Below are 22511 nucleotides of genomic sequence, written 5' to 3' on the forward strand. Positions count from 1 at the left end.
TGGACGGCCCTAACTAGCCCTTGAGCGCGGTCACCACCACCTCGATCAGCGCGCCGCCGCCGAGATCCGCCACGCCGACCGTCGCCCGCGCCGGCAGGTCGTCGGCGAAGACCTCGGTCCAGACGGCATCCATCTCCTTTTTCTTCGACAAATCGGTCACGAAGATCGAGGCACTGACGACGCGCGAGATGTCCGTGCCAGCCTGCTTCAGATAGCCCGAAATCTTGCCGAGGATGTTGCGGGGTCTGCTCGCCCATCGAGACGCTGGTGTCGTCGGCGATGGTGCCGCCGACAAACACGAAGCCGTTGGCCTCGACGGCGCGATGCATGATCGGCGTGCGGATGCTGCGGGTGATGGTCATGATGTCCTCATCTTTGCGGTTGGGAGGTGTGGAATCGCTCGACGCCGAGGCCGCCGATCCGGGTCTGGGTGCCGCCGTTCGCGATCAGCTCCGCCATGACAGCGCCGGCGGCGGGACCGAGCTGAAAGCCGTGGAGCGAAAAGCCGAACTGGTGATCAAGCCCTTTGTGACGGGCACTCGGCCCGAGCACCGGCAGCTCGTCTTTGGTGCGAGCCTCGATGCCGGCCCAGGCGCGCACGATGGTCGCGGCGCGCATCACCGGGAACAGCTCGAACACAGTACGCGCACTCACCGCAAGGCTGTGCCAGTCGAGCACGGTTTCGTTGCGATCCTGATCCGGCGTCGCCAGATGGCCGCCGCAGCCGATCAGCAAGGTGCGGTTGGCGAACTGCTTGAACGACAGCTTGCGGCCGCGCAGGATCACGACGGGATCGATGAAATGCGGCACGCGCGAGGTGATCATCAGCATCGGCGCCACCGTCTCGACCGGGACCGGCTCGCCGAGGCTGGCGGCGATCCGCCCGGCCCAGGCTCCGGCGGCGTTGACCAGCACCGGCGCGGCGTAGCTGCCGGCGCCGACGTCGACCTGCCACAGCCCATCATGCTGCCGGATGTTGCTGGCGGCGATGCCCTCGCACACCTTGGCGCCGAGCATCGCGGCCTTGCGCCGGAACGCCGTGGTCGCCTGCGCCGGATTGGCCGCGCCATCGCAGGCAGGAAGACAACCAAATTGAAAGTGATGCGTAGCAGAACCGGGTTCAGACGCGGTTCAGACTTGAAGCCTCGTCCGGCAATGCTCTGCCGCGCTGCTGACGATCACGGGAATATGAAGCCAATCTGCAAAGGTAATCTTTACAGTTTACCTTCATATTTGCTACCAGCTCGGCATGAGCAATGCACCGGCAACCCGCATCGGCTCGGCGCGCACCTCCGCGCTCGCCGAAGACCTCCGCCTGCTGATTGGAAAGCTGAAGCGTCGGCTGCGCGAGCAAGGCCAGCGTGACGACCTGCCGCCGTCCCAGGTCGCGGTGCTGCTTCGCCTCGAAAAGGACGGCCCCGCGACCGTGTCCAGTCTGGCGCGGTCGGAGGGAATGCGTCCGCAGTCGATGAGCTCGGCGATATCGGCGCTCGAGGCCGCGGGCCTGGTGCGTGGCGCGCCCGATCCGGACGACGGCCGGCAGACCATCATGTCGCTCACCGAGAGCTGCCGTGAGCGGCTGCGCACCGGCCGCGCCGCGCGGCAGGACTGGCTGTCGCGCACCATCGCCGTGCGGCTGTCGGCGCGAGAGCAGGACGAACTCGCCGCCGCCGTCGGCTTGCTGAAGCGGCTGGTCGAGGATTGATACCGGCTGCGCCGCGATGGTTGCGAGCATGCTCGATTGAAAGGAACGATCATGGCCCTGACGACGCTCGATCCGATCACCGCCCTCATCGTCGTCGATCTGCAAGCAGGCCTCGTCGGCGCGCCCTTCATCCATCCGTTCGCCGACATCGTGGCACGCACCTGCGTCCTGCTCACCGCGTTTCGACGACGCCGGCTGCCGGTCGCGCTGGTCAATGTCGACGGCGCAGCGCCCGGACGAACCGAGCGGCCGCGCCTCGGTACGGCGTTTCCCGAAGGCTGGACCGACCTGATCCCGGAGCTCGGCCGGCAGGCGAGCGACATCGTCGTCACCAAGCGGACATGGGGCGCTTTCGCCAGCACCGATCTCGAGCAGGAGCTGCGCACCCGCGGCGTCACCCATGTCGTGATTGCCGGCGTTGCGACCGGCACCGGCGTCGAATCGACCGCAAGGCAGGCCTATGAGGCCGGCTTCAACGTCACGCTTGCGATCGACGCCATGACCGACGCGCGGCCGCACGCACATGACTACAGCATCGAGCACGTGTTTCCGCGGCTTGGCGAAACCGGCTCGACGCAGGCGATCATCGATCTGCTTGAAAGGACCCATGCGCATGAACTGGCTTGACCTCGTCGCCTATTTCTTCGGCGGCGCCTTCCTCACCAATGCGATTCCGCACGTCGTCGCCGGCACGATGGGCGAATCGTTCCAGAGCCCGTTCGCCAAGCCGCGAGGCGAAGGCCTGTCGTCGTCGTCGGTCAACATCGTGTGGGGCTTCTTCAACCTCGCGGTCGGATATCTCCTGGTCTGCCGCGTCGGTGACTTCGGCTTGAGGACCACAGCCGACGTCGCAGCCCTCGGTCTGGGCGGCGTCCTGATCGGTCTCTTCCTCGCGCGGCATTTCGGACGGTTTCACGGCGGCAATGATCCGCAGCGAACATGAGACGTGTCTTTCGATCACTCGCAAGCTTCAATTACCGGGTCTGGGCGGCCGGCGCGCTGGTGTCCAACATCGGCACCTGGATGCAGCGCGCCGCCCAGGATTGGCTGGTCCTCACGCAGCTGACAAATCACAGCGCCTCCGCCGTCGGCATCGTGATGGCGCTGCAATTCGGCCCGCAGTTGCTGCTGATGCCGTGGACCGGCTTTGCCGCCGACCATTTCAACCAGCGCAAGCTCCTGATGGCAACGCAAGCGACGATGGGCACGCTCGCACTCGGCCTCGGCATTCTTACCGTCACCGGGCTGGTGCAGCTCTGGCACGTCTACACTTTCGCCTTCCTGTTCGGCTGTGCCGCCGCGCTCGATGCGCCGGTACGGCAGACCTTCGTCGCCGAGCTGGTCAGCGATACCAACCTGTCGAATGCGATCGCACTGAACTCGACCTCGTTCAACGCCGCGCGCATGATCGGCCCGGCGGTCGCCGGCCTCATCATCGCGTCTGTCGGCACCGGCTGGGCGTTCCTGTTCAACGGCACATCCTTCCTGGCCGTGCTGACGTCGCTAACCCTGCTGCGCACCTCCGAGCTGCGTCCGAATGCGCGGGCCCATCCGACCAAGGGCAGCATCATGCAGGGCTTCCACTATGTCTGGTCCAGGCCCGATCTCAGAGCGACACTGATCATGCTGTTCCTGATCGGGACCTTCGGACTGAACTTTCCGATCTTCATCTCCACCATGGCGGTCGGCGCGTTTCACACCGACGCACGCGGCTTCGGCCTGCTGTCGTCGATGATGGCGCTCGGGACGGTGTCGGGCGCGCTGCTTGCGGCGAGCCGCGACCAGCCGCGGTTCGCTTCGCTGATGCTGGGATCCGCGATCTTCGGCCTCGGTTGCACGCTGGCCGCACTGGCGCCGAGCTACTGGTTGTTTGCCGCAGCACTCGTCGTGATCGGCGTCGCCGCGCTGACCGTCACCAACACCTCGAATGCGCTGATGCAGCTCTCGACCGAGCCGGCGATGCGCGGACGCGTGATGGCGCTGCGGCTCGGCGTGGCACTGGGAGGTACGCCGATCGGCGCACCGATCGTCGGCTGGGTCGCCGATCACCTCGGCCCGCGCTGGGCCCTCGGCGTCGGCGCTGCCGCCGGCTTCGCCGCGGCACTGGTCGCGCTCGGCATGCTGTCGCGATCCGGCCGCGAAGCCGAACTTCGCAGCCAGGAGACGCGAAGGAGCGAAGTCAACCTGCCGCAGCAGCGTTGATGATGCGTCACGCGAACCGGCGTCCGTTTCGCCCGAGACGGCTCTAATACGCGTAAGACGGCTTGCCGGGCTGCACGGTGAGGCGAAACGCAACATCGGTCGAGCCGTCCATCAGCTCGATCGTGTGGTGGCACACCAGGCAGCGAAACTCGCCGGCGACGCCGCCCTTCGACGTCAACTCGATCCGGCGATAGCCGGCCTGGCAATGGGGGCAGGTCACGTCAGATTTTCGCATCGAATCAGCAAGCCGTTGCTCTGTCTATTTTCCACACGCCCATGGTCAGAAATGTGACGGTGTCACGATCTCCGCGAAACAAGCGTCGAGGCGCGCGTCGTTATCGATGGCTGAAAACCGGCGCTGCCGGGCGATAGGGAAACGCCGAGACCCCGAAGTTGCGGCCATATTGCTGCTGCACCGCCGGGACGTTGACCACGCCGACCTTGAGATCCTGCGACTTCGCGTCGATCGGCGTCGTGTTGGTCACCGGCGGATTGACCTGATCGACCTGCTTCCTCAGCCGCTCATTGATGCAGCCAAGCGAAGACGCATCGCCGCAGCGCTCGGCGGGCGCGCTGCCGCTGCCTCTTGCCGTAGCGCGGCCGGTGCCGCCGCTGGTGTCGCGGTTCAGGTTGAGCGCCGGCGGCGGTGTGCCGAAGACGATCTCCGGCAGCGGCGTGTGTTGCGGCGTCGGCGTCTGTGCTGGTGCGGGCATCGCCGACAATCCGGCAACGGCAATGGCCAACATGATGACTTTCATCGGTGCTGCTCCTTGCAGAACCAGAACTGTTTCAAACGATAGGAAGCTCAAGCAGGATATCAAGGCAGCAAGGTCGATCAGAGCGGCTCGGCCTTGCTACTTCCCTCCCCGGGCCTGGATCACAAGCGCGTTCAGCCGCGTGTTGAGCGCGACGAGATCGACACGACCGATGCGCCCGCCGCCGCCGAGGCATTTGCGGCCGCATCCGCCACCCCCGCTGCCGCGCCCCGGCTCGCCGAACGTCGCGGCCGGCACGGTTCCGGTCACCCGAAAGCCGCGGGCAAACAGCCGGGCGCGCACCGCCACGCAATAATTCACGGAGAGATAGGAGAAGCGGGTCTCGCCGTGGCCGGCGCGGTACTTCATGACCGCGGTGCAAAGGTCGCCGCCGGCACGGCGCCACGCTTCCGCAAGGTACATGACACCGAAGTGAATGTTGGTTTCGGGAATCGCAAGTTCGGCGAGCGAGCCGGAAAAGCCGAGCATGCGCGCGGTCGACGGCAACAGCTGCATCAGCCCGATTTCGCCGACGCCGCCGATTACATCGGGATTGTAGCCGCTTTCGACGCCCATCACGGCCTCGGCGATCTCGGGCGCGAGCCCGGTCCCGGCCGCTTCCTTCTCGATCAGCGCGCGATAGCGCATGCGTGCATCCGAAATCGCGGGCTGGCTCGCGGGCGGAGGCGGCAGGTTTTTGCCGCCGGCATCCTTCGCAGCACCCTTGCTCGGGTCTTTGGACGTATCCTTGGTCGTGTCCTTGGCCGGCGCGGCCGGATTGGTCGCGGCCTCCGCCGGCGGCTTCGCTGCGGCGGCAGGCGGCTCCGCCGTTGCGACGGCAGCAAAGCGCGTGCTGAATGACGTTGCCGGCGTCTCGCCCTCGGCGTGCGCGGGCTGCGCCAGACCGAGCGCGAGCGCAAGACCACCGGCTGCGATGCAGCCGCCCCGGCGACGAACAGGACCGAACCGTTTCGACCATCGGCCGAAGCAGCTCGCCTGCATCGTGGAGGCAGCGTCGTTCATGATCGCTTGCGGGCCTGACCGTCGCGGGGCGGGCGCGACTTACTGGATGGTGGGAACGGCGGCCGCTTCCGCGGTGTGTTCATGCGCCGGCTGCTGGGCAGGCGCGGCGGGTTGCGCGGCAGCCGCCGCGCCGTTGTTCCGGGCGGCAAGCTTCGGCAGCTCCTCGCGCAGATAGGCGATCAGCTCCTGAACCAGCCGGTCCCAGACCTCGATCTGCGCCCGCACGAAGTTCGGCGTGACGCCGCCGGCAACGGAGACGTCGAGGCAGAACATCAGGAACGGATGGCTGAACTGCAGCCGTCCGAACCGCCGCGTCGCGTTCCAGCGATTGACGAGGTCGAGCGGCAGCTCACCCTGCACCTGAAGCGTGGTGAACAGCGTGGCGTCGACAAATCCCTGTTCCCCGCCGACCAGCTGGTTTCCTGGCCGGATCTCGAAGCCAAGCCCTGCCGTCGCCGAGCGCAGATAGGTGGTGTTGGCGACCGGATCGGTCAGCGTTTCGACGCGATAGCCGCCGTTCTGGAAGCTGTCGCGCAGTCCTTCGAGCGTGAGCTTGGTGATGATCTCGGACATCCTGGTCTCCGTATTATTTCTTCGATGGGTCGAGCAGGCTCGACAGCGCAAGTTCGTTGAGAACAGGCGGGTGCTGCTTCAAGAGCTCGGCGAGATAGGCCCGCCGCATCATGTTCGACCGCTCGGAGCGGATCTGCAGCACCAACTGGTCGCGCACTTCCGGCAGGGTGCGGGTGTAGGACGCCTTGGTGTCGATCAGCTTGATGATGTGCCAGCCGTCGTCGAGCTTGATCGGCTCGGAGACGCTGTTTTTGGCAAGGCCCATCACCTGGCTGCGGATCTCCGGACGAATCTGGGTCTCCGCGACCCATCCGAGGTCGCCGGCGTCCTTGGCGGCATTGTTGTCGCCGCGCGCGATCGCGGCGAAGTCGGCTGCCGGCGCCTTCAGCTTGCGCTGCACGTCGTCGAGCTCCTGCTTCGCCTTGTCCTCGGCGGCCTTGTCGGCTTCCTTCGGCGCGGCGATGAAGATCTGCGCCAGCTGGAACTGGCGCGGCATCAGGAACGCGGCGCGATTGGCCTCATAGACCTTCTGCAGATCGTCCTCGGTCGGGAAATTCGCCGGCGGCGTCGACACCGATTGCAGATAGAGCTCGACCACCGCGCCCTCGCGCGCCCGCTCGAGCTGGGCGGCGACAGCGGGTTGCTGATCCCATTTCTTCGCCACCGCCTCCTGCAGCACCAGGCGGTTGGCAAGCAGCAGCCGCACGGCCTGGCTGAGCATCGCCGGATCCTTGGCGAGCGCCGCCTGCTCGCGCGGCGCAAGCGCTGCGACATAGCTGCGGAGATCATCGGCCGAGATGTTGGTGTCGCCGACACGCGCGATGACGTTCTCGGGCGCAGTCGCCTTCGGCGCGGCCGCGACTGGAGCCGGCGCGGGCGTCGCGGCGGCTTGCGCCTGCGCGGCGGGCTGCGGCTGCGGCTTCCTGACCGGTGCCTGCACCGTCCGCGGCGCAGGAGCCTGGGTCTGCGCCTGCACCGCGATCGGCGCAACGAAAGCCGCCAAAGCGACGGTCATTCCGGCGGCAAGGCTGATCGACCGAAGCGACTTCACGATGGTGGCGGTCGTCATGGGTTCACCTTCTGATCGAGGAACTTGTCGGTGCTTTCCTGCAGCTGGTTCTGGATTTCGACCCGGCGCTGCTGGATCATCGGCTCGCGCGAGACCACGATCTCGCCGATCGTCAGATCCTTGTAGCGCTGCACCGCCTCCTTGCCGGCCTTGACCAGCTGGGTGTTCTTGGCGATGCAGCTCTTGGTGCTGGCCTTGTAGGCGGTGGCCTCGCCTTCAAACTTGGCGCGTTCGGCGTCCTTGCTGCGGGCGACGGTGGCCGCCTCCTCATAGGCCGACTTCCATTTCTCCAGGGTCTCATCGCGTTCGGCGAGCCGCTGATTGAACTCGTCGACTGCGTCGCGATGTTCCTTGTCGGCCTTCTTCAGCTGCGCCTTGAGGTCGTCGACCTCCTTCTTGGCCGCCGCCTTTTCGCGATCGGCGTCGGCGATTTTCGCTTGCAGCGCCGTGCGCTGGTCTTCCAGCGCGCGGGTCTGCGCCGTCGCGCTGCGCAGCGCGTCGCGCAGACGGTCGGTCTCGGACTGGGCGAATGCGGTGCCGGAGCTCAAGGCTCCGATCACCATCACAAGAACAAACAGTGCAATGCGCATGGTCAGAACTTCGCGTTGAGGTCGACTTGCAGGACGTCGACGGCATAGGGACTGCCGGCGATGCTGTTGGCGCTCATCCAGCGCAATGTCGCCCAGACATTCTCGCCGAGACCGATATTGCCGCCGACGAAGTAGCCCTTGAGGTTGGTGCCGCCGAGGCCGAAGTCGGAGTCTGCGAACGCGTCGAGAGTTGCATCCGACTCCAGGTATTTGTAGCCGGCATGGACGTTCCAATCCCAGAGATGCCTGATCTCCCGGTCGCCGACGGTGACGCGGCCGAGCCAACCCTGATTGCCGCCGTTGAACGGACCGGGCGTGGTGCCGCCGTCCGGACTCGGTCCGCGGTTGTTCATCAGCACGCCGTAGATCGCAGCCTGCGCATTCATGTAGGAGCGGCTGAACGCGGTGTTGTAGACATACTCGCCGTCGAGCACGATGTGGGTCGGATGGAATTGTCCGAGATCGAGCTGCCCGCTCACGACCACCGGGCGATACTGGCTGACCAATCCGAAATATTCGAACTGATTGATCGTGCCGCCATTGTTGCCGTTCGTAACCCCGGGTGCATCGGCAATGATGTTACGCAGCGGGAAATAGGTGTTACCCTTCTGCGCGAAGCCTGGCCGCGTCAGGTCGGTATCGCAGACATCGGACGACGATCTGACGATGCAGGGGCTGGAGAACTGGCCCTGGACGTTGTCGAAGTCGTAGAAGGCGACGCCGAACCGGAATGAGTATTCCGGGCTGAAGCGAGCGTTGAAGCCGACCTGGCCTCCGAACAGCCACTTGTCATGACTCACGAACTTGATCGGCGCGCCGGTGACCGGATCCGCGTAATTGATTCCGGCGTTGAAATCGGTGTTGTACAGCGGGAACGCGCCGCCCACGGCAAATGGCGTGAAGCCTTCCCAGACCTCGTGCTTGGTCTGAACGGCGAAGCCGTCGAAACCGAGTTCCCTGTACCAGACGAGATCGGTCGGCGACCAGAACGGATTGTCGAAGCGGCCGGCGGAGATCCGGAGATCGTCGCCCCAAGTCTGCCAGTTGATGTGGCCGCGATCGAGCCAGACGCCGTATTTCGAGAAGTTGCCTGCACCACCGCCAAGGGTCTGGTTGGTGGACACCGGCGAACTGTTCTCGCCAGTTGCGATGCGCAGGCCGGCCGTGAACCCATAGAGCAAGTCCGCTTCCATGCCGAGCCGGCCGCGGAGCCTGAACTGGTTGCGATCCTGCGTGGCGTCGTATGTCGGCCCGAACGCAGTGCTCGTGATATCATACGGCGAGCCGGTGTTGATCGCGTTGTAATTGGCGGCGCCGGCCTGGTCGTTGCCGGTCGGGAAATAATTGCCCTGATAGCGCACGCGCGCGTCACCGTAGAAGCGGATGCGTTGCGCCCATTCCGGATAGGTTCCGGGCGACGCCCAGTTTTCCTTCTGTGCCTTGGCCATCACCTCCTGCTTAATCTCTTCCCGTAACTGCCGTTTGACGACTTCGGGAACATAGGTGACGTGCTTGGTGCCGGGCGGCTGCGCCGCTGCAGCGGCGGCGGTTGCGGCCTTGGCGGCGTCATCGGCCTTGGCGGTGGCGTCCTTGGAGGCCTGACGCGAAATATAGGCTTCGTCTTCGGCCTGCTTGATTAGCGCCTGGGCCTGCTCTTCCTTCAGCACGCCCTGCTGCACCAGCAGATTGACGAGGTTGACGGTGGCGTTCGACGATGTCGGCTTCGTGCTCGATACTTTTGGCTTCTTGTCATCGGTCCGCTTGGTTGCGGCGGCGGGAGCCTGGTCCGCGCTCTGGCCCATGGCCGGCGTTGCGCAGGCGAGCGCACCCAGCGACACCGCAAGCGGTAGCGCGCGCCATTCTGCGTGAGCTCGTTTCTTAAACATCAGTCCCCCAGTTCTCACTCGCACATTTCAGTTCAAGGTTGGTCGTTTGGTTGGTCTGGTCAGCTCGGCCGCCGCGCGGTGACGCGCGTGACCACCGGCATCGGCATGTCCTTGGGTGGCGGTTCGCGCAGCGTCAGGCTGCCGATCACCTCGTTGCGCAGCGCCGCGTCGACCTCCGGATTGCCGGACGACGGCGCCAGGACGACGCGGCTGATATGGCCGGAGCCATCCACCCACAGCCGCACCTGGATCTGCGTCGCCATGTTGCGCGTCTTCGGGTTGGCGCGGATCGCCGCCTCGATCTGCGAGGTGACGATCGTGGCGTACCAGCCCCAGCGGCTACCACCGCCACCGCCGCCGCCGTACGGATTGCCGCCGGGCTTGCCGCCGAGATTGAACAGGTCGCCGGGGCTCGTCGGCTTGGCATCGAGCGACAGCGGACCGGGCGGCTCGTCGTTCTTGGCGTTCTTGACCGGCTCGTCCTTCGGCTTGTCGACCGGCTTCTCTTCCTTGAACTCGGGCTCCGCCATCTTGGGCTGCTCGACCATCTTCTGCTCGGGCTGCGGCTGTGGCGGCGGAGGCGGAGGTGGCGGCGGCAGCGTCACATTGACGATGGTGAGATCGCGCACCTGGCGCGGCGGCGGCAGGTCGTCATGGCCGAGGAAGAAATAGACGATGCCGCAGATCAACAGCGCGACCACGGCCACCGCCGCGCCGTAGCGCAGCAGCGCGCTGCGCTCGCTCTTCCGCGCGACCGCCTTGCGGGGCGGCGTTGCGGGTGCGACGGCGGCTTGATCTTCGGCAGAGGGCGTGGCGCGCGCAGCCTGCGCGTTCTGATCCCGAAGCGGCGCGTTCATGGCGCGGCCCTCATCGCGGCACGGTCGGTCAGCCTCTCATTGACATATTGCGTCACGAAGCTGGCGAGCGCGCCGAAATCCGTGGTCTTCAGGATGACCTTGGTGTCGGGGCCGGCTTCGATCGCCGCATGGAACGTCTCGATCTCGCTCAGATAGTCCACATAGGCCATCTCATCGATCGAGAGGCGGGCCCACGGGCATCGCGAGATTGTCAGCCGCAGCGGATTGTCGGCGGGTTGCCGGCCTGCAACCTGCCGTCGCAACAGTTCCGCCAGCTTCACCAGCAAGGCCTCGCCATGGAGGGGAAATGCCACCACCTCGCCGCGCGGTTCCTCGCGCAGCTCTGCGACAACAGTCGGGACAGGATGCTCCGCACCCGCCGCGGCATCGCAGCCGGGATCGAATGATCGCATCACGCCGCTGAGCCACGACCGCAGCGTCTTCCGCTCGGTCAGTGGAAAGGGTGCTGGCTGCGTGAACATGGCGTCGCTTTCCGGCTAGCTCACTTCACGAGCGGCTTCGTGGCGAGCCCGACCTGGCTCAGGCCGATGCGGCTGAGCAGATCGAACACATCCATCACGCTCTGGTACTGCGCCTGCGCATCGCCGCGAAGCACCACGGGGAATTCCGGCGTCAGCGCCTTCTGCTGGATCAGCCGCTGTTCGAGCTCGGCCAGCGTGACCGGGATCGTGTCGAGGAAGATCTTGCCGTCATTGGCGACGGTGATCGCCTTGGTGGTCTGGGTCGCAAGGCTCGGCGCCGCCGACGCCTTCGGCAGGTTGACCTTCTGTCCCTGTACGGTCGCCGTCGTCATGATGATGAAAATCACCAGCAGCACGTAGGCGAGGTCCAACATCGGCGTGATGTTGATGTCGTCATAGGGTTTGGAATCGGCCTGGATCTGCATCGCCGTTACTCCGCGGCGATGCGGTGTTCGATCGGGTCCGGCCGGTCGGCGGAATAGAATTCCGCCATCTTGGTCACGAACTCGTCGACGAAGACCTGGATGTCGTTGGTCAGGTCCTTGATCCGCGAGATCAGATAGTTGTAGCCGAACAGCGCCGGGATCGCGACGCCGAGACCGGCGACGGTCGCCACCAGCGCGGCGGCGATGCCGGGCGCGATCGCATTGACGTTGACGTCGCCGCTCGCTGCGATCGCCGCGAAGGTGATCATGACGCCGACCACGGTGCCGAGCAGGCCGAGGAACGGACCGCCGGAGATCGCGATCGTCAGCACCACCATCAGACGGTTGAGCCGCTGCATCTCCTTGACGACGCCGCTATCGAGCGCCGCGCGGATCGCCGCGATCGATACCGCCGACAGCACCGGCACGCGCTGCGCATTGTTGGTGCCGAAGCGGTGGCGGATTTCCGCCGCACCGATGTGATAGATGCGGTAGAGCGAGGACGAGCGCATCATCTTGGCGTCGGCTTCAGTGAGGCGTCCGCCGAGCGTCGAGACATCGTCGGCATCGCCGCGATCCAGCATGGTGAGATCGGCGGCGATCTCGCGGAAGCCCTTCATGAACTGGGCATTCGCCTTGGCCTGCTTGTTGAGATACGAGGCCTTGTCGATCATCACCACCCAGCTGATCACAGCCATGATCAGCAGAATGCCGATCACCACCCAGCCGTCGAGCGTCACCGACTTCAGGATCACCGCGAAGTAGCCGGACAGCCAGCTCGCGGTCTCCTCGTCGACGCTGAAGGACATCAGCTTGCCCTGGTCAGGGCCCTGCCCGATCGCCATCACCTTGATCAGTCCGGCGGGACGCGCGACCTTGCTGATCTCGAGTTCGTCGATGTCGCCGACGAAGCCGGCCATCGCAGCCGCGGGTGCCGGTGCCGGCGTTGCCGCCGCATCCGGCGTCGCCGCGGGCGCGGCGCCGCCGCCCGCAGCCGACGCATCAGGGGGCACTGACGGTGTTGCTGCGGACGGGGCCGTCGCAGGCGCGATCGGAGAAGCGCTGGAGGTCGACGAGTCTCCTCCGATCAGGCCAACGGTATTGAGAGCCGGCAGGCTCGCGCTGAGCGCGGCGTAGGATACGCCGTCGAGAAAGAGCGTGACCTGGCCGTTTGCCGCGACGAGGGCGACATGGTGCCAACTGCCGGCTGCGACCGGCGCGCCCGCGGTCGAGCGCTGCACGGATCCCGCATTGGTGACCTCGACGAACGGGCTGCCATTGTCGACACCGATCACCAGCGCGTTGGCGCCATCGCGCCGGCTGAACAGCGCAGTGTTGGGCTGCAACGTCGCCGGCTTGATCCAGGTCGACCAGGTCAGCGCCGCACCATCCGCCCAGGCGAGCGACGGCGAGGCCGGCATGGTCACCGGCGCGCGGCCGTCGAGCCGCAGCCCGGTCCCGATCAGCGAACCGTCCGCAGGCTGGCCGACGCTCTGCGCGTTGTTGGCCCATACCGAGGAATCGATCGCCGGCGTGCCGCGCTCGTTGAAGTGATAGACCGTCAGGGTATCCGGATCGTAGGTGCCCTTGGGATCGCTGGTCGCGATCGCTTTCTTGTTGCCGTAATAGAGCCAGATGTCGGTCCGCGCGCCCGGCGCGAGATTAGGCACCGCGACCCAGACCAGGCCTTCGCCAAGCAGAGAATCGAACTTCTCGATGTGGTGCTTCAGCGGCGTCTTGTCGTCGCCGGCGACGAAGCGCAGATCGCTACCGTCGTCCTTGGCCGAACTGAAGCGGAAATTTCCGACATGCAGGCGGACCAGCATGGGCGTCGTCCCGATCGGATCGGTGACGCTGGCACCCGACGCGCTGGCATCGATCGTGATCTTCTTGCGCAGCGACCATTCGTCGTTCCACCAGGCGCTCGCGGGCGCGAGCGACGTCACCAGGGCGACGAGCCCGAACAACAATGCCGTCGCGGCGTTCACAACGCCTCGGCGCAGCGCCGGCCGGCGCGTGCGTCGATCGAAAGTAAGACCCATCCCCATCAGAATTCACCCCAGATTCGGAAGTTCACGCGCGGACTGTTTGCGTGCGTGTATTGTTGAGCGACCCCGGGCACCGAAAGCGCGACCATGCCGTTGAAATATTCGAACGTCTTGAATCGGGTGCCGACGCCGTAGCTCCATGCGACGAAGGACGGCTGCTGCTCCGGCAGCGGCTGCTGGATCGACGCGTAGCCGGCATCGAAGAACGTGAAGAAGCGCCAATCGTTGAAGGTGATGAAGCGCGGCTTGCCGTCGCCGGTCTCGCTCTTGAGTTCGCCCTGCAGCATGCTGCCGACATTAGGCGTGCGCAGCTCCAGATTGGCGACTGCACCATTGTCGCCGAGCACCTCGGATTCGAGATAGCCGCGGACGGTATCGAGACCGCCGAGACTGAACTGTTCGCTCGAGACCAGCGGGCCGTCGGCGATCTGCCCCTGCACCTTGCCGTAGAGCTGGAAGCCTTCCGGCAGCTCCTGGGTATGCGAGACGTCCATGTTGAAATGGGTGAAGCTCGGCGAGGCCTTGTAGCGCTTCGCGTCGAACTCGTCCCACGGGCTGCTCAGCGTGCGGATGTTGTAGGTGATGCCGGCGTTGAACTGGGTCGTGAACTTCTCCTGCTGGAACGTCGCGCCATAGGTCGCGACGACGGGATAATAAGTGACCGGCGACGAGAAGCCGTCGGTGCCGAGGTTCACGGTCTGGTCGAAATGCTTGTAGTCCATGCCGACCGACAGCGTGTGGAACAGGCCCTCGCGGGTCGGCAGCGTGATCACGGCGCGCTCGCCGATGATCAGGCCCGGACCGACCACGTTGGTGCCGCCGATGGTCGCGACGTTGCTGTTCGACTTGACGCTGTAGAACAGCAGGTTGAGCCAGTCGGCGTTCGGGATCCGCGCCATGTAGGAGCCGGAGAACACTTCGGCATCGCTCGGCCGTTCCGGCGCGACCTGATAGGTGAAGCTCAGGGAATGGCCGAGCTGCCACAGATCGTCGTAGTGCACGGTGGCGGAGACGCGGCTTGCCGTGGTGGACGGCGACTGCCGGTTGTTCACCTCGAGGCTGGCGTGGATCGGCGCCTTGTCCTCGACATTGAGATCGACGTCGACCGTGCCGGGCGCGACGCCGGCGCGCAACGCCGGGGTCACACGACGATCCGGCCATTGGTTGAGCGACACGATGTCCTTGGTGACATCGGTGAAATTGGGAACACTGCCTTCCTTCAGCGAAGGCGCGTTGTCCTTGATCCGGTCGAGATCGAAATAGCGCGAGTTCTTGACCCGCAGCCGCCCGACCTTCAGCTCGCTCACCTTGAGGGTGACCGCGCCGCCGGTGACGTTCTGCTGCGGGACCGCGACGCTGACGGTCTGAAAGCCCTTGTCGTGATAAGCCTTCTCCAGCGCCGCGCGCGCCTTCTCGACGTCCTCCGAAGTCTTGTTCGGGCCGAGGAAGGGATAGATCGCCTCCTCGATCTCGACCTGGGGCAGCGTGTCGGCGCCCTGCACCTCGAAATCGTCGATATCGAAACGCTGTAACGGCGCCGCCGGCTTTTGCGCCGGCGCATTGGCCTGGGCGGGCTGCTTGCCCGCCGCCGGCGCTGCGGCCGGCGCGGCAGTATCCTTCGCTGCGTGCGCAGGAACGATGGTCACCACGCAGCCGATCACGGACAGCGCCGCAGCCGATCCGCGCAACCCGATCCGGGATCGCGCCCGATACCCGAAAACCCAATGATCTCTTCGATTACGCACAGACGTCCCACTTACTTCGCGCAGGCGCGCGCCATCGCAGCGGGAAGGCCGCGATGACGACGCCTTACTCAGAAGACGTCTGGGCGAGTGCAAACCCGCAAGAGAATCTGCGGCACCGCGAAAGAAATTTTTGGTTTGTTAGGAAATCGAGCGGCGCAGGGTCGATTCGTTCGATCAGAGCGTGATCCATTCCGAGCGAACAGGAACGAGGCCGGGCCGACTGATTTTTTGTGACGCTTTTTCTTCACGCGAACCGGATATCCGCTTTGCGAAGCGCGCGTGGTCAGCTCATCAGCACCACACCGCCCGGCAGCGATGTGATCCGCGCGCCAAACAGTTGCTCGACCTGGGCGACGAAATTGTCGAGCTTGTCGACGTGGAACGTGCCGTTGACGAGCCTGCGCTTCAGTTCTGCGTTGGTGATGATGATCTTTCCGGCGCGGTACCGGTTCACTTCGTCCACCACGCTTGCCAGCGGCCGGTCACGGAAGATCAGCAATCCGGTCTGCCAGGCCGCGACCTGCCTGGCATCGACCGGCAGCGACGCCTGCAACCCGGCGCGCGAATAGGTCACTTGCTCGGCCTTGCGAAGCTGCACCGAGCGGCCGTCCTGCTCGACCGTGACGATGCCGTCGAGGCACGTCACCGAAACCACGCCCTCGATGCAGCGCGCGTTGAAATCCGCCTGCAGCGCGCTGATGCGGCCGTCGCGCGCCAGCATCACCAGCGGCATCGACGACGACCTTCGGGCAACCACCGAGGCCTCGCCCGAGATCAATTCAATCCGGGTTTCGTTCGGCGCCGGCCGCAGCGCGAGACTGGTCTGGGTGTTCAATTCGACCGAGATGTCCGGCGCCAGCATCACCTTGCGCTGTTCGCCCTTGCCGGTCCGGTAATCGGCCGACAGTTCCTCGATCGACGGCCACAGGTCGAGCGGCGGATGGATCATCACATAGCCGGCCGCGGCGGCAATCGCGCCGCCCAGCATGATGCGACGTGTCAAAGGGCGTAGCGGCCGAGGCGGCAATGTCACCACCGTGGCGGCCTTTTCCTCGGCGAGCTCCTTTGCCGCAGCCGTAGCGGTGCGAAGCAGCCGGGCAGCCGATCTGAACGCCTCCTCGTGGTCAGGGCTTTGCGCGCGCCAGCGCTGGAACGCGGCGACATCGGCGCGTGTCGGTTCGCCGGCCTTCAGCCGAACAACCCAATCAAGCGCCTCATCCAGCAACGGATCGGGCCCGGATGTGCCGGTCGGCTCGGTCACGACGGACTGCTCATCACCCTGCGCGCCAAACCTCAGCCTCCCGATCGCGTCGAGCACATAGCGAAGGTCGCTATATAGACGATTCCGACGGCAGCAGGGCACCGCAATCGGCCGTTGCGCACAACGCCGGCAGAAACATCCGGAAACTGCGGCACGCGCGGCGAGACCGCACGACGACCACATGCCGGGTCGATGACGTCTGAAGCTGTGTTCAAGCGGTGCAACACGTGCAGCGAACCTTTCCCAGGCGCCCCAGCGGCCCCCATGAGATCGCTCTCTACTCTATAGACGACAGAAAACCCGCTATCCCGCAGAATTGAGGTTGAAATCCTGCAGATTGTCAGTGTCGATTTCGGATCAAGCGGCCGCGGCCGCTGCAAATAATCCTCTGCAACGAATTTCACCGGCGCGCGCTACGGCCGCGGCGAATGCGATCACGAACGGGGGCGCGGACCGCCGAGGCGGCGGATCAACGTATAGTCGAGACAATCAGCACAATGGCTCAGGGCCGACTTCAAATCGCTTTCCACGGTTCGCACGCTGACACCGAGGCGGGTCGCGACATCCTGCGGCGTCCGGCCCTCGATCGTAATGCTATAGAGTACGTCGCGCGGCCGCTCCGGCAATTCGGCCAGCGCCCGCTTGAAGGCGTCAATATCGGAACGCGCCTCGACGATCCTCGCCGGGCTCGGTCCCTCGTCACTCAGGTCGAGCAGTGAATCGATCTCGGCGGCACTGACCCGAAGATTCTGCGCCTTCTGACGGTCCCGCGCGATGTTGATTGCGATGCGGAATATATAGTCGGCGGGGCTGCGGATCGGCACGGCGTCAGTGACGCGCTCCAGCCGCAGGAACGTCTCGTGCAGGGCCTCGTAAGCGAAGTCCGACGATCCCAGACGGCGGGTCAATTTCTTGACGAGGCCGTCGTAGTTGACTGCAAGCTGGCCCCGCAGCCGCACTCGATTGATTTCAGCCACGTTCCGCGGCCTCCCAGACACCAGCCCGATATCCAGATTGAATTGTTCTTGAAGCTGCCCATCTCGTAACGGCCGCGCACAACACATTTATGACGATAACAAGTCGACACCGGGCGACACACGAGCTGGTGCATGCGGGTCACATCCAAAAGTTGAACGGGTTGTGCTTGCGGACCGGAAAGCGCGGATCAGGACGGATCGAATTCAAGCCAGATCTGGATGTTGAGCCGGTCGGGCAATCCCCACGGAATCGGCGGCAGCGGTTGGGCGCGGCGGATCGCGTCGACCGCGGCCTTGTCGAGAACGGCCTCTCCGGAACTGGTCTTGACCCAGACCTCCACCACCGAGCCGTCGCGCTGCATCGAAAACAGCGTCTCGACCAAGCCATGCAAGCGGCCGGACCGCGCCGCACTGGGATAGCGCCGATAGCGCGCGACATGGCGGAGCAGCGTCTGCTGAAACTTGACGGCAACACTGTCTGGCGGCGTGTCGGCGGGCGACGGCGTCGCACGGAGGCTCGGCACGGCGGACTCCGCCGGCATCGGCTCCCGCGCCGGGGCCGCGGTCAGATTGTCGAGGGACGGATCGGAGTTTTCCGGCGATACCTCGGTCCGGCTGGCGAGGGTCGCGGTTTGCGGCTGCGAAACCGGAGCGACCGGTATCGGCGCGGGCGATGGGCTCGGCAGCAGCCGAACCTGCACGATCGAGTTCTGCTCACGGCTTGACGATCCAGCCTGCGGCTGCAGCCGGATCCAGTAGATTCCCCCGACAAACAACAAAGCGGCGATCGCCGGCGCCAGCAGCAGGCGCAGCACCTCGCCCGAGGTCCAGGCACTCGGATCCTCGGGATGAAACAGCAGGCTTGCCGGACCCGGACCCACGCCGCGCATGCCATCGGGTCCGCTGGTTTCGTTGGCGCTCATTGGAACGATTTCACCCGGATCGCGATCCGCACCGGCTGCGAGGCATTGGCGGGCGTCGTTCGGCTGACGGTCAATCCTTGCAGCGCCGCGGTCACCGCCGCATCGCGGCGCTGGTCGCCGGTCGACCGCATCAGCTGGGTCCGCTGAATCGTGCGGGAGGGGTCGATCCACAGATCGACGACCAGCTGATAGCTGCCGCCGCGCGACCCGATATTCTTCTGCAACGCCTTCTGGATGTCGAGCTGCAGGCTTTCGCTGTAGTCGCGCAGCGCGCCGGCGTCGTTGCCGTCGCTGCTCGCCCGCACCTGCAGCGTGCCCAGCGACAGATCCGCTGAAGCAAGCGGGCTCGCCGGCGGGCGGTCGGCGCGCGCGCTGCGCGATGCGAGGGTAATGGCGTCGGGGCGGATATACTGGACCTTCAGATCGGTTCCGGTCAGCAGCAGGTTCAAGGCATCCCCGGGCGTGAGGCTTCCCTCGACCGACGTCGACTTCCGGCCGGTCGCGGAATTGCTCTCATAGAGCACCTGAACGCCGGTGCGCTCGCCGTAAGCCTGCAACGCGCTGGCAAGCTGCTGTGCGGGGATGTTGAATTCGATCGGCGCGGGTGCGGCAACCGTCTCGCGCTGCTGCGCGCCGACGGCACAGATGCCGCCGATCAGCAGCGCAGCACAAATCCCGAACAGATATCGCGCGCCTGCGCCCGCTCTCGGCCCGGCGCTAATCGCAGCGCTCCCGCGCGCACCATATGATCCAACTGCCGTCATGCCTTGCTTCGGCCCAAACTGACCGTGGGTGAAATTCGGCCAGCAGTGCGGGTTAGCCTTCCGGCCAGCGAACCTGCGTTCTTTATATCTGGAATGTGACGGCCGTCTAACCGGGATGTTCGTCGACGCGCCGCCGGGAATTTGTGCTGAGCTTTCAGCATGAAAAGTTCCCGACGGCCGCCGGAGCCGCGCGCAGCAAAAGGCAAGCCGCACGCTTGTCCGCGAAAAACGAGCGAGCGCTCTCTCAGAAATTTTCACGATCCCCCTTTTCCGAATGCCGGTCCGTGCGCTAGGAATTGAGCAAGGGCGTCAAGCCCAGCCCAGACCGGCAACAAAATGAAACGGTCCAGGACATAGCTAGGGAGGCAATTTGGGTCTCGCGCGCCAGCGGCCGGGGACGAATGCGTTCGCTATGGACGTGCTTTGCGCACGTATCCTCGAACGACATCGCGATTCCATCCGGGTTCAGAAATCGCATCTCGCCGTTCCGAACCTCACGCGCATCATCGGCGCGACGCTGACGCTTTCCAACAAGCACGGCTTTCATGCCACCACGCTGCGCCAGCTCGCCGAAGCCTCCGGCCTCAGCATGGGCGGGCTCTATACGTATTTCGACAGCAAGCCGACGCTGCTGGCGATGATCCTCGGCGAGGTCGCCGAGACGGCGGCCGAGGTTCTCACCGCGCCCCCCGCCAGCGTGAAGCAGGATGCGCGCAAGCATCTGCACTGGATCATCGCCACCCATGTCCGCATGAGCGAGGCGATGCAGCCCTGGTTCGTGTTCTCCTTCATGGAGGCGAAGTCGTTTCCGCCCGCGGAGCGCCAGCGCGCCATCGAGATGGAGGTGATGACCGAGAAGATCATCGCCGACGTCCTCAAGCAGGGCGTCGCCAGCGGGGTGTTCGCGATCGATCAGGTCACGCTGACCGCCTCGCTGATCAAGCCACTGCTGCAGGACTGGTACGTCAAGCGCGCCAAGTACCGCAGACGCGGCACCTCGATCGAGACCTACATCAACGCCGTCGGTGCGTTCGTCGACGCCGCGGTCGCAGCCAGGACGCGGCCCGGCCGCGTCGCGACCGGCTCCCGCGCGAAATCCAGGCAGACGGCGCACCCATAGAAGCAGGAGGGACGAGGCAATGAAGCGGCTGCGATTCAATCAACAGGAGATCGTCTTCGCCGTCTTTGCCGTGCTGTTCCTGGCCTTCTCGATCTTCCTGCGCGGCTTCCTGACGCCGGAGAACATGCTGACGCTGCTGCAGAACGTCGCGGTGCTCGGCATCCTCGGGCTTGCGATGGCGATCGTCGTGATCGGGCGCGGCATCGATATCTCGCTGATCGCGGCGCTCGCGGTCCCTCCGGGACTCGTGCTGCAGATGGTGCAGAACGGCCATTCGCTGCCGGCCTCGCTGCTCACCGCCGTACTGCTCACGATCGCGTTCGGCCTGGTCAATGGTTGGCTGATTGCCTACGCCGAGGTGCCGTCACTGTTTGCGACGCTGGCGACCGGCCTGCTGCTCGCCGGCCTCGGCCAGGCCGCGCTGTTTCAGCTCGACGTCGTGCAGTGGAGCGACGGCATGAAGGGTTTTGAGCGGCTCGGACAGGGCACTATTCTCGGCATCCCAACCTCGATCGTGATGTTCGCGATCGCCTGCATCGTGGTCGCGTTCCTGCTGCGCCAGACGCGCTGGGGCGCCTATATCTACGCGATCGGCGACAATCCCTATGCGGCCCGCGTCACCGGCATTCCGTCGCGGCCGATCATCGTGCTGCAATATGTCGTCGCGGCGCTGATCGGCTGCTTCGCGGGCCTGGTGATGGCGGCTTCCGTCAACTCGATGCCGACCCGCATCTTCAATTCGACCCTGATCTACGACGTCATCCTTGTCGTCGTGCTCGGCGGCATCGGCCTGTCGGGCGGCCGCGGCGGCGTGCTCAACGTCATCATCGGCACGCTGCTGATCGGCACCATGCTGAACGGCATGACCATCATGGACATCTCCTACGCCGGACAAAACCTCGTCAAGGGTGTCGTCCTGCTGCTCGCCGTCATCACGGATTCGTTCCTGAATCCGCGCAACGAAGAAACGGCACAGCAGGGCGACATCTGAACCAGCCACAGAAGATCAACACGACCAAGGAGGAAGCAATGAAATACGCTGTCAGGACTGCAAAAGTGATCGCCGCAGCGCTCGGACTCGCGGCCATTGCCGCCCCGGCTCTGGCCCAGCAGGGCCTCGACGAGCCGTTCCAGAAGCCGTTCAAGGAGTCGCTCGCCGGCAAGACGGTGGCCTACGTGCCGGTCGCCATGAATTTCGACCTCACCGAAGGCTGGTACGCCGGCATGAAGAAGGAGCTCGAGCCCTACGGCGTCAAGTTCGAGATCCGCGATCCCAACTGGAACACCAATGCCGGCGCGCAGGCGGTGACCTCGCTGATCTCCGAGAAGCCGGCCGTGATGGTGATCCACAATCCGGACGTGCAGACCTACGCCAAGCTGCTGCAGCGTGCCGAGAACGAAGGCATCTACGTCATCCAAATCAACATGGGATCGGCCTATCGCTCTTCGGCCTTTGTCGGCGCCAACTGGATCGAGATCGGCGAGAAAGACACCGACGCCGTGGTCAAGGCCTGCCAGGGCAAGTCGAACAAGATCGCCATCGTGCAGGGTGCGCTCTCGGCCGCGGCCAGCGCCTACACGCTCAAGGGAGTGGAGAACGTGCTCGCCAAGCATCCGGAGATCAAGGTGGTCTCGAGCCAGGCGGCCGACTGGGATGCGGCGAAGGCCAAGGCGATCACCCAGACGGTGCTGAAGCAGAATCCCGACCTCTGCGGCATCGTCGGCTTCTGGGACGGCATGGACATCGGCACCGCTGCCGCGGTGAAGGAAGCCGGCCTGACCGGCAAGGTGTTCGTCGCGACCTCCGGCGGCGGCGAGCGCAAGGGCGCCTGCGAGCTGGTGAAGTCCGGCGCCTTCGATCTCAACCTGAGCTACGACGTGCCGACCCAGGCCGCGCAGATGGCCGGCACCATCAAGTGGCTGCTGTCGTCCGGCGCCAAGGCCGGCTCGATCAAGGGATCGGAATACACCACCCTGATTCCGATCACCAAGGAGAACGCGGACAGCCAGACTGCGTGCTGGAATCTCAGTGACCTGAAGAAATAGCCACAACCATTCCCGCTTGACGTCCCGGGCGTGACCTGCCCGGGACGTCGATCTCCCGAA

Annotated in this window: 23 protein-coding genes and 2 pseudogenes; 7 read left to right on the plus strand and 18 right to left on the minus strand. The window is 65.1% G+C overall.

The features are described 5' to 3' along the window. Positions 1 to 13: 13 nt before the first annotated feature. Both ACVW17_RS04675 and ACVW17_RS04680 read right to left on the minus strand, forming a co-directional pair. Positions 14 to 362, minus strand: a pseudogene (locus ACVW17_RS04675) (RidA family protein). A 7-nt stretch (positions 363 to 369) separates the two neighbouring features. Then, positions 370 to 1089 (minus strand): annotated as a pseudogene (locus ACVW17_RS04680) (NAD(P)/FAD-dependent oxidoreductase); the annotation flags it as partial. Between the two features lie 160 nt (positions 1090 to 1249). On the opposite strand from ACVW17_RS04680, the gene ACVW17_RS04685 reads away from it, so the two are divergent. Genes ACVW17_RS04685 through ACVW17_RS04700 form a run of 4 tightly spaced genes read left to right on the plus strand, consistent with a single transcriptional unit; the run spans position 1250 to position 3907 of the window. Then, positions 1250 to 1705: a MarR family winged helix-turn-helix transcriptional regulator gene (locus ACVW17_RS04685; protein WP_456750857.1), complete on the plus strand. Its 456-nt coding sequence runs from the start codon at positions 1250 to 1252 to the stop codon at positions 1703 to 1705. A 51-nt stretch (positions 1706 to 1756) separates the two neighbouring features. Next, positions 1757 to 2332, plus strand: coding sequence for an isochorismatase family protein (locus tag ACVW17_RS04690; RefSeq protein ID WP_456750858.1), 576 nt, complete (start codon positions 1757 to 1759; stop codon positions 2330 to 2332). Next, positions 2319 to 2648: a hypothetical protein gene (locus ACVW17_RS04695; RefSeq protein WP_456796803.1), complete on the plus strand. Its 330-nt coding sequence runs from the start codon at positions 2319 to 2321 to the stop codon at positions 2646 to 2648. Before ACVW17_RS04690 ends, ACVW17_RS04695 begins: the two co-directional genes overlap by 14 nt. Beyond that, a complete protein-coding gene (locus tag ACVW17_RS04700; RefSeq protein ID WP_456796804.1) occupies positions 2645 to 3907 on the plus strand; it encodes an MFS transporter in 1263 nt (420 codons plus the stop codon). Before ACVW17_RS04695 ends, ACVW17_RS04700 begins: the two co-directional genes overlap by 4 nt. Before the next feature lie 43 nt (positions 3908 to 3950). Here the strand turns inward: ACVW17_RS04700 and ACVW17_RS04705 are convergent, their stop codons facing one another. The 16 genes from ACVW17_RS04705 to ACVW17_RS04780 all read right to left on the minus strand — a co-directional run bounded on the left by ACVW17_RS04705 (position 3951) and on the right by ACVW17_RS04780 (position 19285). Continuing rightward, complete coding sequence (locus ACVW17_RS04705) at positions 3951 to 4127, minus strand: MJ0042-type zinc finger domain-containing protein (RefSeq protein WP_456750860.1); 177 nt, start codon at positions 4125 to 4127, stop codon at positions 3951 to 3953. 115 nt (positions 4128 to 4242) lie between these two features. Then, positions 4243 to 4665 (minus strand): hypothetical protein, encoded by a 423-nt coding sequence (locus tag ACVW17_RS04710; protein ID WP_456750861.1) that lies wholly within the window; start codon positions 4663 to 4665, stop codon positions 4243 to 4245. A 96-nt stretch (positions 4666 to 4761) separates the two neighbouring features. Then, positions 4762 to 5685, minus strand: coding sequence for a lytic transglycosylase domain-containing protein (locus tag ACVW17_RS04715; RefSeq protein ID WP_456750862.1), 924 nt, complete (start codon positions 5683 to 5685; stop codon positions 4762 to 4764). A 39-nt stretch (positions 5686 to 5724) separates the two neighbouring features. Further along, positions 5725 to 6258, minus strand: coding sequence for a YbjN domain-containing protein (locus tag ACVW17_RS04720; RefSeq protein ID WP_456750863.1), 534 nt, complete (start codon positions 6256 to 6258; stop codon positions 5725 to 5727). A gap of 13 nt (positions 6259 to 6271) precedes the next feature. Beyond that, the gene (locus ACVW17_RS04725; protein ID WP_456750864.1) at positions 6272 to 7327 is read right to left on the minus strand and encodes a peptidylprolyl isomerase; all 1056 of its coding nucleotides are present in this window, start codon (positions 7325 to 7327) and stop codon (positions 6272 to 6274) included. Then, on the minus strand, positions 7324 to 7917 hold the full coding sequence (locus tag ACVW17_RS04730) for a hypothetical protein (protein ID WP_456750865.1): 594 nt from the start codon (positions 7915 to 7917) through the stop codon (positions 7324 to 7326). The genes ACVW17_RS04725 and ACVW17_RS04730 overlap by 4 nt, the downstream gene beginning before the upstream one ends. A gap of 2 nt (positions 7918 to 7919) precedes the next feature. Beyond that, positions 7920 to 9803, minus strand: coding sequence for a putative porin (locus ACVW17_RS04735; RefSeq protein WP_456750866.1), 1884 nt, complete (start codon positions 9801 to 9803; stop codon positions 7920 to 7922). Positions 9804 to 9862: 59 nt separating this feature from the next. Then, on the minus strand, positions 9863 to 10660 hold the full coding sequence (locus ACVW17_RS04740; protein WP_456796805.1) for a TonB C-terminal domain-containing protein: 798 nt from the start codon (positions 10658 to 10660) through the stop codon (positions 9863 to 9865). Next, positions 10657 to 11142: a hypothetical protein gene (locus ACVW17_RS04745; RefSeq protein WP_456750868.1), complete on the minus strand. Its 486-nt coding sequence runs from the start codon at positions 11140 to 11142 to the stop codon at positions 10657 to 10659. Before ACVW17_RS04745 ends, ACVW17_RS04740 begins: the two co-directional genes overlap by 4 nt. A 20-nt stretch (positions 11143 to 11162) precedes the next feature. Next, the gene (locus ACVW17_RS04750) at positions 11163 to 11567 is read right to left on the minus strand and encodes an ExbD/TolR family protein (RefSeq protein WP_092122695.1); all 405 of its coding nucleotides are present in this window, start codon (positions 11565 to 11567) and stop codon (positions 11163 to 11165) included. A gap of 5 nt (positions 11568 to 11572) precedes the next feature. Continuing rightward, on the minus strand, positions 11573 to 13615 hold the full coding sequence (locus ACVW17_RS04755; RefSeq protein WP_456796806.1) for a DUF2341 domain-containing protein: 2043 nt from the start codon (positions 13613 to 13615) through the stop codon (positions 11573 to 11575). Then, a complete protein-coding gene (locus tag ACVW17_RS04760; protein ID WP_456750870.1) occupies positions 13615 to 15303 on the minus strand; it encodes a ShlB/FhaC/HecB family hemolysin secretion/activation protein in 1689 nt (562 codons plus the stop codon). Before ACVW17_RS04760 ends, ACVW17_RS04755 begins: the two co-directional genes overlap by 1 nt. Before the next feature lie 340 nt (positions 15304 to 15643). Next, a complete protein-coding gene (locus ACVW17_RS04765) occupies positions 15644 to 16621 on the minus strand; it encodes a FecR family protein (RefSeq protein WP_456750871.1) in 978 nt (325 codons plus the stop codon). 434 nt (positions 16622 to 17055) lie between these two features. Beyond that, positions 17056 to 17598, minus strand: coding sequence for an RNA polymerase sigma factor (locus tag ACVW17_RS04770; RefSeq protein WP_456750872.1), 543 nt, complete (start codon positions 17596 to 17598; stop codon positions 17056 to 17058). Positions 17599 to 17786: 188 nt separating this feature from the next. Beyond that, entirely contained in the window at positions 17787 to 18521 is a 735-nt protein-coding gene (locus ACVW17_RS04775) for an energy transducer TonB (protein ID WP_456750873.1), read from the minus strand. Continuing rightward, positions 18518 to 19285 carry an STN domain-containing protein gene (locus ACVW17_RS04780; RefSeq protein WP_456796807.1) on the minus strand — a complete coding sequence of 256 codons (768 nt, stop codon included), beginning with the start codon at positions 19283 to 19285 and terminating at the stop codon, positions 18518 to 18520. Before ACVW17_RS04780 ends, ACVW17_RS04775 begins: the two co-directional genes overlap by 4 nt. A 412-nt stretch (positions 19286 to 19697) precedes the next feature. On the opposite strand from ACVW17_RS04780, the gene ACVW17_RS04785 reads away from it, so the two are divergent. Genes ACVW17_RS04785 through ACVW17_RS04795 form a run of 3 tightly spaced genes read left to right on the plus strand, consistent with a single transcriptional unit; the run spans position 19698 to position 22451 of the window. Then, positions 19698 to 20405 carry a TetR/AcrR family transcriptional regulator gene (locus ACVW17_RS04785; protein ID WP_456750875.1) on the plus strand — a complete coding sequence of 236 codons (708 nt, stop codon included), beginning with the start codon at positions 19698 to 19700 and terminating at the stop codon, positions 20403 to 20405. A 19-nt stretch (positions 20406 to 20424) separates the two neighbouring features. Further along, on the plus strand, positions 20425 to 21396 hold the full coding sequence (locus ACVW17_RS04790; RefSeq protein ID WP_456750876.1) for an ABC transporter permease: 972 nt from the start codon (positions 20425 to 20427) through the stop codon (positions 21394 to 21396). Positions 21397 to 21434: 38 nt separating this feature from the next. Further along, a complete protein-coding gene (locus ACVW17_RS04795; RefSeq protein ID WP_456750877.1) occupies positions 21435 to 22451 on the plus strand; it encodes a sugar ABC transporter substrate-binding protein in 1017 nt (338 codons plus the stop codon). Positions 22452 to 22511: the final 60 nt, after the last annotated feature.

The sequence above is a fragment of the Bradyrhizobium sp. USDA 4473 genome, from assembly GCF_054063335.1.